This is a genomic window from Aeromonas allosaccharophila, assembly GCF_016026615.1.
In the GTDB taxonomy this organism is placed as follows: domain Bacteria; phylum Pseudomonadota; class Gammaproteobacteria; order Enterobacterales; family Aeromonadaceae; genus Aeromonas; species Aeromonas allosaccharophila.
On record NZ_CP065745.1, the window covers coordinates 3,883,526 to 3,898,427 of the forward strand.

The following is a 14,902-nucleotide window of genomic DNA, read 5'->3' on the forward strand; positions in this document are numbered from 1 at the left end:
AAATGCACAAGGGCTTCACCCTGATTGAGCTGATTATTGTGATCCTGTTACTCGGGATTCTGGCCGCCTTTGCCGTGCCCAAATGGCTGGGCAAAGGCGGCTTTGAAACTCAAACCGTGCGTGATGAGCTGCTGACCCGGCTGCGGTTGGTGCAGACCGTCAATATGCACGAACCGGCCAATCGTTGTACCTCACTGCGAGTTGACGCGGGCAAGTTTGGCCACAGCACGCTCTCCCCTTGTGGTGATCCTGCGGCCATATCGAGCTGGAACGCTAATCAGCTCACACGTGGTCGTCCGGTGATCCTGTCTGCCGGGATCACCCTCTCCTCGAACAAGGGGACACCTCCTTTTGTGATCCGCTTTGATCAGATGGGCCGCCCGCTCGGTAGCTGCGCCGGTGGCTGTGAGCTGCAAGTCACCGATGGCCGCGAGAGTGGCCGCATCAAGATTGAGTCAGAGGGGTTTATCCATGAGAGCCCCTGATCGCGGTTTTACCCTGATTGAGCTGATCGTTGGCATCGTGCTGCTGGCGGTGGCCTTGACCGGCATGTTGGGGTTACTCATCAATCAGGCGCCACAGGCGGTGGATCCGGTGCAGCAGGTGCGTGCCGCCCAGCTGGCCCAGCGGCTGGCCGGCGAGATCTTGCAAAAGTCGTTTGATGAAAACTCCGATCATAACGGTGGCCGTTATCGCTGTGGCGAGCAGGTGGCGGGGGTGACCATCTCCCCTTGTTCCAGCAGCTATGGTCCTGATGGCACCGGCGAGTCAGAGCCCTACACCTATAACGATGTGGATGATTTTGATACTGCGGGCAGTTGGCAGCAGGCCAGCCGGTTTACGCAAACCAGCTGGGTTGCGAATAATGATGATGAATATCGCAACTATCAGGTCAGGATTGCAGTAAGCGCCGCAGATTTTAGCGATGGCAGCTTCAAGAGTTGTGCCGCGCCCTGCTCTGTGGGCAAACGCATCGATCTGCAGATCAAGCTGCCAGATGAGAGCGTGCTCGACTTCTCCTTCTACCGGGGGAACTACTGATGGCTCGGCGCTGCGAGCGTCTCCGATTACGCCGACTGGCTAATCGAACCTACCGCCAACCTCGTGGTAACAGTGGTTTTACCTTGGTCGAGCTGGTGATGGTCATCCTGCTGCTCGGAATTATGGCGACTTTTACCAGCCAGTTTATTGGTATCGGCAGCCAGATCTATGGCGATGCCAGCAGTCGTGAGCAGCTGATGAGTGATGCCCGCTTCGCCATGGAGCGGCTTAACCGCGAGCTGCGCGATGCCGTGCCAGGATCGGAGCGGATAGAGACCACTGGCGGTGCATGGGTCGACTCGGGCGCCTGTTTGCGGTTCTGGCCTATCAGCACCTCCAGCCGCTATCTGGCGCTTAACCGCGCCATGTCGGGGAGCACGGCCACCCTTGAACTGGTGATGGCCACCCCGGCCTCTGCGGCCAATCCACTGGATGTGGATGCCACCGCCGTTAAAAAGGATGATCAGCTGATCGTCTTCCCCGTGCCGGACAAAAATGCCGGTTCGCTCACGGCAGGCTGCGATTATGGCCGTTGTGTGGCCAGGATTACCGATGTGCTGACTCCCGTTTCCGGGGCGCAAACCATCCGCTATACCAGCACCGAGAGTCTGGCTGGCCTCTCTCCAGGCAGCCGTGTCTACTTTGCCAACCAGCAGGTACGTTACTGTGTGGAAGGAAACACGCTGACCCGTGCCAGCGCGGCCATTGGTGCACCTTTACCCGCGCAAGGCGTGTTGATGGCCGATTCCCTTCGTATTGGCACCTTCTATCGGGAAGCCTCGGCGTTTAACGCCGAAGGGGAGTTTGGCATGCGCTTTGTCTTCGAGCGCAAGGGGGAGTCGGTCACCTTCAACCACAAGATAGAGGTGTTCAATGTGCCCTGATCCACATGCTTTCGGTCGGATGCGAGGCAGCGCCTTGATGATCGCCCTGTTTGTGATTGTGGTGATGGCGCTGCTGGCGGCTGCCATGGGCCGTTTTCTGGTCGACAGTGGCGAGAAAAATACGGTTGAGGTGCGCAGCGTGCGTGCCCTGCTGGCGGCCCAAAGCGGGCTTGAAGTAGCGTTGTACCAGCTTTTTCCCAACCGACCGACTCAGACCGCCCCTCTGGATCGCTGTGACTGGGTGCGCTCACCGCCCTCGTTTGCCGGAGTTGCCGGTTTGGCGCAGTGTCAGGTGGTCGTTCAGTGTTTTCAGATACCCGTGACCTACAATGGTGGCCAAGCTAATGGCTATCGTCTCGAGAGTGTCGGAACCTGTGGTAACTCGGACCCCAACAGTGCCAACCCCAACAGTGCCAACCCTGATTTTGTTGTAAGCAGAACCCTGATGGCTGAAGCTTATGATGGAGGAACTCCCTGATGCGCAAATTATTTTTTGTTATTTTCTTATGCATCATGGCTTCACCAGTTTGGGCTGCAATTGATTGCAACCGCATTTTCCCCGGACCAATTCAAAGCTATTCGAATACCGGTGAGCTTTATATGCAAAACAATGCAAAGGTCGAAAATTATAACAGTCTTGATGTGTGCTTTAAATCAGTAAGAGGATATGAGTGGGAAATGAATCCTCAGGCCTGTGGTACTGGTAAATGTGAAATAACAAAAACCCAAAGTTTATCAAGAGCACAACCGACCTTTCTTGTAAGCTCTGATGCAAAAACATATAAGGTAGCTCCTGAAACTGTGCCTGATGTAGTACTTGGGAATACTGTTGGCTATGGAAAGTCGGCAGGGTCAGGTCGGTGGGATCTAGGTAGTGTCACTCTTAATAAAGGTTCCATGAGTGTTTCAGATACATATTCAACCTATGTTATTAAAGGTATGACTTTATATGAGAACTCAACGGTAACATTAAAAGCTGGCAAGTCATACATTATAGACGGCGACCTCTATATAAATTCTGGCTCTGTTTTTATCGCTGGTGTAGAGGCAACTACGTTATACATTAATGGTAGTTTGACTATTGAAAATGCATCAATGTTGTCTGGGCTAACCTCTCTTGATGTATATGTAAAAAATGATATAACATTGAAGGGCGATGCCCAAGCACAAGGGAGCTATTATTCTGCAGGCAATGCTAAATTGCAAACTAATGCAATATTAACTGGTCGCGTAAGCGCCCAGAAAGTAGAAATGCAAAGTAGTAGCAAAGTTATATATGATGATGGCCAGCCAAAACTTGAATGCTTTAATGACGACTTCTCTAGAAGCGTTTTGGGAGAGAATTGGGTTGTCGCTCAGCGCAATAATAGTGAGTTACCATCTATTCAGAGCGGTCGTTTGCGGATGACCCGCAATATTGGTAATCAGGCCACCTCTGCTACTTATCAGCGTTTGTTTCCGGCCGCAAACAATTTGGTTGAAGTGACTTTTCGTTATTATGCATGGTCACCTACTTGGTTGAATACCGGGGGGGATGGATTAGCGGTTATTCTTTCTGATGCGACAGTAACTCCGCAGCCTGGAAGTTTTGGCGGAGCACTCGGTTATGCCCAGCGTGATAACGGAACTCCCGGTTTTGCCGGTGGTTGGCTTGGCGTCGGGCTTGATGAGTATGGCAACTTTTCCAATGGTAATGAGGGAAAGGTTGGTGGCCCGGGATTCCGTACGCAAGCGATTGCGATTCGGGGGGGCGTCGGTTCAAGCTACCGCTATTTGGCAGGTACGACAGCCAATCTTAATCCCAAGATTGATGTGAGTGGCACCAGTTCTGCCCAGCCCGGCCATCTCTATCGGTTAAGGATTGATTCACGTGTGGCTGGCCGATCCATGGTCTCGCTGGATAGAAACACCGGCTCTGGGTTTAGTACCTTGGTTGCGCCATTCGATGCGATGGCGACCGCTGGGCAGGAGCAGGTTCCTGCAGATTTTTTGCTGTCGCTTACAGGGTCAACCGGAGGCGCCAACAATAACCATGAGTTGGATGATATCCAGATCTGTGCTCTGCGCTCCAACCCGATCGGGGTGCAGATTGACCATTTCCAACTTGATTACTCCGGTCAGCCACTGACCTGCAATCCCGAAACAGTGACGGTCAATGCATGCGCCAATCCAGCTTGTAGCACACTTATCAAAGACCCGGTTACTGCGACCTTGAGTCTTACCCCTACTTCTGCCAGCAATGGTTGGATTGGTGGCAATACGGTGACCTTTAGCGGCGGTTCGACCACGGTGCAGTTGCGCAACAATACGCCGACCGCGGTAACCATCGGCGTTTCCGGCTCGACTCCGACGACCAAGCCATTCAGTTCCACATTGTGCAAGGCCGGCGCCGGTACGCCCAGTGCGGCAGCTTGCACCCTCAACTTTGCCGATAGCGGTTTCTTCTTCGATGTGCTGGATACCTATTCCAACCAGCCTCAGGATGTGACGATCAGTGCGGTTAAAAAAGACGACATTACCAAACAGTGTGTGCCCGGATTTACCGGGGTGAGGTCGGTTGGTTTTTGGGGAACCTATGCCAGTCCAAATACCAATAACTTTGGTAGTAAGATCTCCATTGATGGCAATGCCATTGCTACTTATGCCGCCAGTGTTGCTTCACCAACGCCAACCACCCTTAACCTGACTTTCGATAATCAGGGTAAGGCGACCTTGAAAAAAGTGACCTACCCGGATGCGGGTCAGATGCAGCTTTCAGCCAGTCATAATGGCAGTGGCGAGACGGCGGGTCTGGTGATGACGGGGTCCGACAAGTTTGTGGCGCGTCCGGTCGGTCTGTGCATTACGCCCCCGCAAGGGGTCTGTGCAGCAGGTGATAGCAGTTGCCCGGTATTCAAAAAAGCGGGGGAGACGTTTCAGGTAGATATCAAGGCGATGGCCTGGGAATCGGCCAATGATGGGGATATCTGCGTAGGGAATCAGACTACGCCCAACTTTGTGCTGAGTGGCATTGGTTTGGGGAGCACCTTGGTGGCACCAAGCCCGGGCACCAATGCCGCGCTGGGTATTACCACCTATAACCACGGTGCAGCGACCAACAGTGTCAATACCATTAGCCAGACGGTGAGCGAGGTGGGGGTGTTCCGGATGACGGCAACGCCACCGGAGGCAAAGTCGCCAGAAGGAAGCACTATATCTACGGGCTATTTCGGCTATACCATCCCTCCCGCCAGCAGCCTGCCGGTGGGACGTTTTGTCCCTTGGGATTTCAATTTGCTGAGCGGGGTGCTTACTCCTGCTTGCGGGCAGTTCAGCTATATGAGTCAGCCATTCGGGGTCAAGATGACGGTACAGGCTCGTAACAAGAGTGCCGGGGTGACCACAAACTATGGTGGCGAGTTCGCGAAGGGGCGGCTCTATCTGGTGGCAGGCAATAATCATGATGGGATTGATCGCACGGATCGAGTGGGGAGCATGATGGCCAGCTGGGCATCAGGCGAAGCCAATATTGACAGCCAGAGCCGCTTTGCCCGGCTTTCTGAGCGCGATCCCGGCCTGACTACTCCCGAAGAGCCCTTTAAGTTACTGCGTTTTGGCCTGCAAGTGCTTGATGAGGAGTCACCCTCAGTCACTTTCATGGCTGACGCTGACCTGAATCCTGGCATCAAGAATGGTTGTACCAAAGGGGTCAACTGCAATGCCAAGCAGTTGACGATTCCTACGCGGGTGAATAACACCATGACGGCTTATTATGGCCGCCTGCTGGCTGGCACGGCGGCGGGTCTTGCCTCTGCGCCGCTGGCCATTCCACTGCAGATGCAATATTACGAAGGGGGCAACTGGCTGCAAAACAAGGAAGATAAATGTACCCAGCTCTCTTTGGCCAATCAGGGGTTCACTTTCCTCAATCCGAGTCACACCTTTGATGCGGCGACTCGCGAGCTGAATCTGGGGGCGGGTCGCAAGATCAAGCTGGGGTTGGGCAGTTCTGCACCGGGTGGGGATGCTGCACTGGCGAAAGACGGGGAGATCCTGTTCCACTTTGCCAGGCCGGACATCTCGGTGCGCATTCCCTACAAGGTCGATTTGGCAAAACAGCCATTATCGCCGTTCTGGCTCTCTGACCCAGCCAGTGCCAATGATGGCAACCTGCAAGGTGAGGCCATTTTCGGCTCCAGCCGGGGTAATGACAGAATTATTTATCGGCGCGAAGTATTGCAGTAAATGATGTGTAAGGGGGGATGGCGCAACGGCATCCCCCTAAATCCTTGTTTATTAGCGTTTGCAAGCGTGTGCGAGTGAGTGATGACTCGCATTTTTGTCGCGCCTGATTGATTGGCGACAGTTTGAGCGCTTGCCCATTGGGGTGGGCATTGGTAAAGTTAGCCGGTTTTCTGCACCTCCAAATTCTTAGGATTTCCCGTAGCCATGTTCAAAAAGCTCAGAGGCGTCTTTTCCAACGATCTGTCGATCGATTTGGGAACTGCCAACACCCTGATCTATGTAAAAGATCAAGGGATTGTCCTTAACGAACCCTCAGTTGTCGCCATTCGCCAAGAGCGCGGGAACGCCAAATCGGTCGCTGCTGTCGGTCATGCCGCCAAGCAGATGCTGGGCCGTACCCCGGGCAACATCTCCGCGATCCGCCCGATGAAAGACGGCGTGATCGCCGATTTCTACGTGACCGAGAAGATGCTGCAGCACTTCATCAAGCAGGTTCACGACAACAACTATTTCCGCCCCAGCCCGCGTGTGCTGGTGTGTGTGCCGTGCGGCTCCACCCAGGTTGAGCGCCGCGCCATCAAGGAGTCCGCACTGGGCGCCGGTGCCCGTGAGGTCTACCTGATCGACGAGCCGATGGCTGCTGCCATCGGTGCCGGTCTGCCGGTTTCAGAAGCGACCGGTTCCATGGTTGTCGATATCGGTGGTGGTACCACCGAAGTGGCCATCATCTCCCTGAACGGTGTGGTCTACTCCCAGTCCGTCCGTATCGGTGGCGACAAGTTTGACGAAGCGATCATCAGCTACGTCCGTCGCAACTACGGCAGCCTGATCGGTGAAGCCACTGCCGAGCGCATCAAGCACGAGATCGGCTCCGCCTATCCGGGTGAAGAGGTGCGCGAGATTGAAGTGCGTGGCCGTAACCTGGCTGAAGGTGTACCGCGCAGCTTCACCCTCAACTCCAACGAGATCCTGGAAGCGCTGCAAGAGCCGCTGTCCGGTATCGTTGCGGCTGTCATGGTGGCGCTGGAGCAGTCTCCGCCGGAACTGGCTTCCGACATCTCCGAGCGCGGCATGGTGCTGACCGGTGGTGGCGCACTGCTGAAAGATATCGACCGTCTGCTGATGGAAGAGACCGGCATTCCTGTCGTCGTGGCCGAAGATCCCCTCACCTGTGTGGCCCGTGGCGGCGGCAAGGCGCTGGAGCTGATCGATATGCACGGTGGCGATCTGTTCCACTACGAATAAGACCCAAAGCCGGCCAGCGTGCCGGCTCTTTTTTGACGACCCATGAAACCCATTTTTGGTAGAGGCCCTTCGCTTCAGTTACGGTTGTTTCTCGCCGTCATCATCTCCATCGCTGCCATCGTCGCGGATTCCCGCTTCGGTGTGTTTACCCATGTCCGCGTCTACCTCAGTTCGTTAGTCAGTCCCCTGCAATACATGGCCAATGCGCCCGGTACCCTGCTCGACACCATGTCGACCCAGGTGCAGACCCGTGCCGATCTCATTGAGCAGACCAAGCAGCAGGAGCAACAGCTATTCACCCTGCGCTCTCGCCTGCTCAAGATGGATCATCTGGAGCACGAGAACCAGCGTCTGCGCGAGCTGCTGGGCTCGCCGGTGCACAAGGAGTCCCGCAAGATGGTGGCCGAGCTGCTGTCGGTGGATTCCGACCCCTTCAGCCATCAGGTACTGATCAACAAGGGGGCGCTGGATGGCGTCTACAACGGTCAGGCGGTGATCAACGATCAGGGGGTGATTGGTCAGGTGCTCCACGTGGGCTCCACCACCAGTCGCGTGCTGCTGATCACCGACTCCAGCCACGGCATTCCGGTGCGGGTACTGCGCAACGACTTGCGTGCCATCGCCTCCGGCAGTGGCGAGCTCGACAAGCTTGAGCTGCGCAACCTGCCGCGCAATACCGATATTCAGGTGGGTGATCTGCTGGTCACCTCCGGTCTGGGTGGCCGCTTCCCGGAGGGTTATCCGGTGGCGACCGTGACTCGCTCCGAGTATGTGGAGGGCAAGCCCTTCGCCCAGGTCGAGGCCAAGCCGCTGGTGGAGCTGGATCGACTGCGCTATCTGCTGCTGCTGTGGACCGACAAGAAGCCTGAAGTACATGATGAGGATGGCGAACAGGCAGCGCCCGCTGCGTCCGCCGCAGGAGCCACTCGCTGATGCTGCAACCCGCCAGCGGCAGGATCTGGATCTGGATCTCGATCCTGCTGGCCTTGAGCCTGTCGATCCTGCCGCTTCCTTTCGAATTTGACCCCTTCCGTCCGGACTGGCTGGCCATGGTGCTGATCTACTGGGCACTGGCCTTACCGCACCGGACCAACGTCGGCACCGCCTGGGTGGCGGGCCTGCTGCTGGATGTGCTGCTTGGCAGCACCCTCGGCGTGCGGGCGATGGCGATGGCCATCACCACCTATCTGGCCGCCTTCCAGTTCCAGAAGATCCGCAATTTCTCCCTCTGGCAGCAGGCACTGATCATCGGTGGCCTCTCGCTGGTGGGCAAGATGACGGTATTCTGGGCCGAGCACCTGTTCAGCCAGGCCAGCCTCAACTTCGCCTATTTTTGGTCGACGTTGACGACGATGTTAATATGGCCCTGGGTGTTTCTGGTGCTGCGCAAGGTGCGGCGCCGCTTCAACATTAGGTAAATATGAGCAAAAACAACGAACCACAACTCTATCTCGCCTCGGCTTCTCCCCGTCGCCGTGAACTGCTGACCCAGCTTGGCTACCGCTTCGAGGTGCTGAAACTGGATGTGCCCGAGCAGCGGGAAGAGGGTGAAAAGGCGCAGGATTACGTCTGCCGTCTCGCCCGTGACAAGGCGATGGCTGGCGTGGCGTGTGCGCCGACGGCGTTGCCGGTGCTGGGTGCCGACACCATAGTGGTGCTGGGCGACCGGGTACTGGAGAAACCGTCCGGTCTGCTCGATGCCAAAGATATGCTGGAGGCGCTCTCCGGCAAGGTGCATCAGGTGATGACGGCGGTGGCGCTGGCCAGCAAGGATCGTTGTGACGTGCGTCTGGTCACCACCAACGTGGCGTTTCGCAAGCTGGATGAGGCCGAAATCGAGGCCTACTGGCGGACCGGTGAGCCCTGTGACAAGGCCGGGGCGTATGGCATTCAAGGCATTGCCGGCAAATTTGTCAGCCGCATCGAAGGGAGCTATAGCGCCGTGGTCGGCTTGCCCCTGCTGGAGACAGACCTGCTGATCAAGCATCATCTGGAACAGCTCAAATAATTTCCCGTCAGCTGTGCTCTGCTGCGTTTCTCCCTTGCGCGCGTTGTACCGGATTGGCTCTATAGAATTCAAAACTGGAACAGGCAAGGTTACTTATGTCGGTAGAACTGCTGGTTAACGTTACCCCCTCCGAAACCCGGGTCGCTCTGGTCGAAAACGGTCTGCTGCAGGAAGTGCATGTCGAGCGTCAGGCCAAGCGCGGCATCGTGGGCAATATCTACAAAGGCAAGATCAGTCGGGTGCTGCCCGGTATGCAGGCGGCCTTCGTCGATATCGGCATGGACAAGGCGGCCTTCCTGCACGCCTCCGATATCGTGCCGCACACCGAGTGTGTGGCGGTGAAAGAGAAGGAGCAGTTCCAGGTCGGCAACATCGCCGAGCTGGTGCGGCAGGGGCAAGACATTATGGTGCAGGTGGTGAAAGATCCGCTGGGTACCAAGGGTGCCCGTCTCACCACCGATATCACCTTGCCCTCCCGCTATCTGGTGTTTATGCCGGGCAGCGCCCACGTTGGCGTCTCCCAGCGTATCGAGTCCGAAGCGGAGCGGGAGCGTCTCAAGCGCACCGTGGCCGGTTATGTGGACGAGCTGGGTGGCTACATCATCCGTACCGCCGCCGAAGGGGTGGGGGAGCTGGAGCTGGAGCAGGATGCCGCCTTCCTGAAACGCCTGTGGCGCAAGATCCTCGAGCGCAAGCAGAAGTACCCGCCCTGCAAGATCCTCTACGAGGATCCCAGCCTTGCCTTCCGGGTGGTGCGCGATTTCGTCGGCGCCGAGCTCGACAAGATCCGCGTTGACTCCCGTCAGAGCTTCGATCAGCTCAAGCGTTTCACCGGTGAGTATGTGCCGGAGCTGGCCAACAAGCTGGAGTACTACCCCGGCGAGTCGCCGATCTTCGATCTCTACGATGTGGAGAACGAGATCCAGCGCGCGCTGGAGCGCAAGGTGGAGCTGAAATCCGGCGGCTACCTCATCATCGACCAGACCGAAGCCATGACCACGGTGGATATCAACACCGGCGCCTTCGTCGGCCATCGCAATCTGGAAGAGACCATCTTCAACACCAACGTCGAGGCGACGGCGGCCATCGCCCGCCATCTGCGACTGCGCAACCTCGGCGGCATCATCATCATCGACTTCATCGACATGCAGTCGGAAGATCACCGTCGTCGGGTGCTGCACAGCCTGGAGCAGGCGCTCTCCAAGGACCGCGCCAAGACCAACGTCAACGGTTTCTCCCAACTAGGCTTGGTCGAGATGACCCGCAAGCGCACCCGCGAGAGCCTGGAGCATGTGCTCTGCTCGGAGTGCCCCGAGTGCAAGGGGCGTGGTCGGGTCAAGACGGTGGAGTCGGTCTGCTTCGAGATCCTGCGGGAGATCATCCGGGTCAATCGCGCCTACGATGCGGATCAGTTTACCGTTTATGCGGCTCCGGCCGTGGCCGACTACCTACATGGCGAGGAGTCCCACAGTCTGGCGGAGCTGGAGGTGTTCATCGGCAAACAGGTGCGGGTAGTGAGCGAGCCCCTCTGTGGTCAGGAGCAATTCGACGTGGTGATGATGTAATTGGTCTACCGCTGGCTGAGTCGGGGCTGGTTGGCCCTGGGGGTCCTGTTCGTACTGATGGCCATGCTGGTCACGCTGGTACGGGTTGGGGGCCCTTTGCTGAATCAATACCGGGAGAGTCTGATCCACACTCTGCTGGGGGATTCACAACTCAAGGTCAGCGTGGAGCAAGTGGGGCTGGACTGGACACAATCCGGCCCTGCCCTCGAATTGCAGCAACTCGCCATCGCCCCGGATTCGGGGCGTTTTACCGTACAGCTCGGCAAAGCCTGGGTGCATCTCGACTTCTGGCGCACCCTTAACGAGCTCAAGCCGGTGTTTGGTGAGCTGACCCTCAGCGATGGCGACATCACCCTCGATTTCAGCCAGCCCGCCAACAGCCGCGAGCCGCAAGGAGACCCCCAGCAGGGCGCCCTGCTGCGCTTTCTGCTGACCCAGCTATCCACCTTCGATGTGCACAACACCCGCCTCAGCGTCACCACTTCCCTCGGCGATCTGCGGGCGCTCGACATTGCCCAGCTGCGCTGGCAGAACCGCGGCAAGCGCCATCAGGGGGTCGGCAAGGCGTATCTGATCAACGGGGTGGGCGAGAGTACCATCGATCTGATTCTGGATATCGATGCCCCGACGGCGCGTCTCGACCGCCTCAAGGGGCAGCTCTATCTGGGGGCCCGCCAGCTCGATATCAGTCCCATTCTCGCCAAGATCCATGCCGGTGAGCCCAGTGTCGCCGGTCAGCTCGACTTCCAGCTCTGGAGCGAGTTTGACAGCGGCAAGCTGGGCAACACCCTGTTGGCCTTTGGCAACAACTACCTGATCTGGAAGGATCCCAAGGATCAGGGGCTCCATCGTCTCGGTCTCGATGGTGGCAAGGTTCAACTGCGCCGCGATGGTCAGGACTGGCAACTGGCCAGCCACGATGTGATCTTCAAACTGGACGAAAAACCCTGGCTGCACAGCCGGTTGCAGCTGGAGCGGATCGGCGAGCGGGTACAGGGCTATGTGCCGCAGATCGATCTCGACCAGCTTGCCCAGCTGAGCCAGCTGGTCTCGGCTATGTATCCCGCCCAGAGCGAGCTGCTCAAGCAGACCAAGCCCAAGGGCAAGCTGACAGACTTGACCCTGCTGGCGGATGCCGGCTGGCAGGATATCTCCTTCAGCGGCGAGATCGCCAATGTGAGCCTCAATGCCTGGCACGACGTGCCAGGTTGGCGGGATCTCAACGGCGAGTTCTGGCTCACCCCCAAGGGGGGCAGTGCCAGATTGGCGCTGGCGAACGACAAGGTGGATCCCGCCCGTCACTTCAAGGTGCCGATCCCGGTCGATCGCTTCTCGGCCCGCGTCGACTGGTGGCGCGAGGCGCAGGGCTGGGTGCTCTACGGGCAGGATATCGCGCTGGATAACCCTGACCTGACGCTGGCCAGCCGTTTCCGTCTCGATCTGTTCGAGCACCCCTTCCTGGCCCTGACCGGCCGCATCGATGTGAAGAACGCGGGCCATGCGGATCGCTACTTCCCGCTGCAGGTGATGGACAAGGGGCTGGTGGATTACCTGAGCGGCGCCATCAAGGGGGGCAAGGCCAAGGGGGCCGACCTGCTCTGGTATGGCGAGTTCCGGGATTTCCCTTATGAGAAAGGTGATGGCATTTTCCAGGTGGCGGTGCCGCTGGAGCAGGCTACCTATGAATTCTTCCCCGGTTGGCAACCGCTCACCGACCTGCAGATCGACCTGCTGTTCCAGAATGCCGGCCTCGATATGCGCAGCCGCGCCACCCGACTTGGCAAGGCGAGCTCCGACTCGGTGCATGCCTGGATCCCGGATCTCTCCCCAGGTGCCCACCTCTATGTGGATGCCAAGGTGCAGGGCGAGGGCAAGGCCATCAGCGACTACCTGCAGGACTCCCCGCTGGGCAGTTCGGTAGGTCAGGCGCTGCGGGAGATCGAGATCCGTGGCCCGATGGCCGGTTCGGTCAAGCTCGACATCCCTCTCGACGGCGAGAGCGAGGTGAAGGCGAGCGGCGATGCCACTTTCAGCAACAACAAGGTGCGGGTCGCCAGTCTGGATCTGCCGCTGGAGAAGGTGCGGGGTCGCCTCGAATATGACAACGAACAGACCCGTTTCAGCAATCTCAAGGCGAGCCTGTGGAACCAGCCGCTGACCCTCGACTATCAGGGGCGCCAGCATCCGGATCACTATCAGGTCGACCTCGATTTCAAGGGACAGTGGGATAGCCGACGCCAGCCTGCGGCCATCGCCTCGTACGGCATTCTCAACGGCCGCAGCAACTGGGGTGGCAAGCTTGGGCTGACCCTGTCCGAGAGCAAACCGTTCAGCTTCCAGCTGGCGCTCGACTCCAACCTGCAGGGGATGGGGCTGGATCTGCCGCTGCCGCTGGCCAAGAGCAGCACCAGCCGGCTGCCGCTCAAGGTGATCGCCCGTGGCCGGGATGGTAGCGCCGACATCCGCGCCGTACTGGGGGCGGATGTGGATATGCAGACCCGACTGGTCTACGGCGAAGGGGTACCCTATCTCAGTCGGGTGCGGGTCGATGTGGGCCAACCGGGTGCCCGGGTGCTGCGCGATGCCCCCATGCTGCTCGCCATCAACCAGCAGGAGGCCGACGTCGGCGGCTGGCTGGCGCGGCTCAAGCAGTGGTTGCCGGCGCAGAACCAGACTGGCAATGCGGTGGTCGGCCCCGCCTTCCTGCCGCAGGAGTGGTGGGTGGATGGCCAGCTGGCCCGCGCCTATATCGGCAGTGCCACCCTCAAGGCGGCTCGCTTCACCGTGGGACCGACCAGTCAGGCGACCGAGGTGATGATCGACAGCCCAGACGTGATGGGGGTGATCCGGCTGCCCGCAGTGGCCAATCGTCCGGTGGATGCCAAGTTTGCCCGCATCTACTGGTCCGGCAAGAGTTCGGATCTCAGCCCGGATCCCGATGCGCAGCAGGATAACGCCATCATGGCCTCCATTCCCTGGCTGACATTCAGCTGTGTTGACTGCCGCTTTGGCGAGCTGCCGCTCGGCGAAGTGAAAGGGGAGCTGGTGCCCGGCGCCAACAAGGTGACCCTCAAGGGGCTGGATGTGCGGCTGGCCGGCAGTCAGCTTACCGGCAGCATGGACTGGCTGGCCGATGGCAACCGGATGCAGACCCGCGCCCGTGGCAAGCTGACCAGCAGCAACAGCGAGTTGCTGCTCAAGCGGCTCGGTTACACCTCGCCCATCGGCGATGCTCCCGGCTCCCTCGCCTTTGATCTGAACTGGCAGGATGTGCCCTACCGGCCGAGTCTGCCGACCCTGGGGGGAAGTGCCAACTATCAGCTGGAGGGCGGCACCCTGCGGGAGGTCAACGACAAGGGGGCGCGACTGCTCTCCCTGCTCAGCCTCGACTCCCTGCTGCGCAAGCTGCGCCTCGATTTTCGCGATGTGTTCGACAAGGGCTTCTACTTCGAATCCATGTCCGCCTCCGCCACCATCAAGCAGGGTCAGCTCAAAAATGACGACTTCTATATGAAAGGGGCTGCTGGCAACCTGCGCGGTGAAGGGATCGCCGATCTGGTGCGCTGGCGGCTCGACTTCGATCTGAGCTTCTCCCCGAACCTGGGTGGCACCTTGCCGGTGGTGGCGGCCTTCTCCATCACGCCGGTGACCGGGCTCTATGTGCTGGCCCTCTCCAAATTGCTGGAACCGGTGGTGGATGTGGTGACCCGCATCGATTTCCGGGTCTCCGGCCCGCTCGATGATCCCAAGCTGATCGAGGCGGGACGCAATCGGGCTCGGATCAAGCTCAACCAGCAGCAGAAAGAGGCGGTCGATGCGGTGGTGCCCACCCTGCCAGCGGCCACCCCTTTCCTGCTCAATCCACAACCGGGCAGTCCGCGCCAGCCCTGATGCTGGCGCCAACCCTTGCCTCGACCTGCTCACGCTCAAGGAGA

General features: G+C 58.6%; 11 protein-coding genes. All 11 read left to right on the plus strand.

All coding sequences use genetic code 11. The features are described 5' to 3' along the window. Window positions 1-2: 2 nt before the first annotated feature. The 11 genes from I6G90_RS17790 (at window position 3) to I6G90_RS17840 (ending at window position 14,858) form a co-directional block, all read left to right on the plus strand. A complete protein-coding gene (locus tag I6G90_RS17790; protein WP_197928529.1) occupies window positions 3-485 on the plus strand; it encodes a prepilin-type N-terminal cleavage/methylation domain-containing protein in 483 nt (160 codons plus the stop codon). After that, a complete protein-coding gene (locus tag I6G90_RS17795; RefSeq protein ID WP_058054202.1) occupies window positions 472-1,041 on the plus strand; it encodes a type IV pilus modification PilV family protein in 570 nt (189 codons plus the stop codon). Before I6G90_RS17790 ends, I6G90_RS17795 begins: the two co-directional genes overlap by 14 nt. Continuing rightward, window positions 1,041-1,925, plus strand: coding sequence for a PilW family protein (locus tag I6G90_RS17800; RefSeq protein WP_197928530.1), 885 nt, complete (start codon window positions 1,041-1,043; stop codon window positions 1,923-1,925). Before I6G90_RS17795 ends, I6G90_RS17800 begins: the two co-directional genes overlap by 1 nt. Then, window positions 1,915-2,403, plus strand: coding sequence for an MSHA biogenesis protein MshP (locus I6G90_RS17805; RefSeq protein WP_408628286.1), 489 nt, complete (start codon window positions 1,915-1,917; stop codon window positions 2,401-2,403). Before I6G90_RS17800 ends, I6G90_RS17805 begins: the two co-directional genes overlap by 11 nt. Continuing rightward, window positions 2,403-6,149, plus strand: coding sequence for a DUF6701 domain-containing protein (locus I6G90_RS17810; RefSeq protein WP_269668386.1), 3,747 nt, complete (start codon window positions 2,403-2,405; stop codon window positions 6,147-6,149). The genes I6G90_RS17805 and I6G90_RS17810 overlap by 1 nt, the downstream gene beginning before the upstream one ends. 204 nt (window positions 6,150-6,353) lie before the next feature. Continuing rightward, window positions 6,354-7,394: a rod shape-determining protein gene (locus I6G90_RS17815; protein ID WP_005340051.1), complete on the plus strand. Its 1,041-nt coding sequence runs from the start codon at window positions 6,354-6,356 to the stop codon at window positions 7,392-7,394. Between the two features lie 42 nt (window positions 7,395-7,436). Next, window positions 7,437-8,327 carry a rod shape-determining protein MreC gene (gene mreC, locus I6G90_RS17820; RefSeq protein WP_042057160.1) on the plus strand — a complete coding sequence of 297 codons (891 nt, stop codon included), beginning with the start codon at window positions 7,437-7,439 and terminating at the stop codon, window positions 8,325-8,327. Next, window positions 8,327-8,812: a rod shape-determining protein MreD gene (gene mreD, locus I6G90_RS17825; protein ID WP_042057163.1), complete on the plus strand. Its 486-nt coding sequence runs from the start codon at window positions 8,327-8,329 to the stop codon at window positions 8,810-8,812. The genes mreC and mreD overlap by 1 nt, the downstream gene beginning before the upstream one ends. 2 nt (window positions 8,813-8,814) lie before the next feature. Then, window positions 8,815-9,402, plus strand: coding sequence for a Maf family protein (locus tag I6G90_RS17830; protein WP_197928532.1), 588 nt, complete (start codon window positions 8,815-8,817; stop codon window positions 9,400-9,402). Between the two features lie 95 nt (window positions 9,403-9,497). Continuing rightward, window positions 9,498-10,967 carry a ribonuclease G gene (rng, locus tag I6G90_RS17835; RefSeq protein WP_005348639.1) on the plus strand — a complete coding sequence of 490 codons (1,470 nt, stop codon included), beginning with the start codon at window positions 9,498-9,500 and terminating at the stop codon, window positions 10,965-10,967. Further along, window positions 10,968-14,858 carry a YhdP family protein gene (locus I6G90_RS17840; protein ID WP_197928534.1) on the plus strand — a complete coding sequence of 1,297 codons (3,891 nt, stop codon included), beginning with the start codon at window positions 10,968-10,970 and terminating at the stop codon, window positions 14,856-14,858. Window positions 14,859-14,902 lie beyond the last annotated feature (44 nt).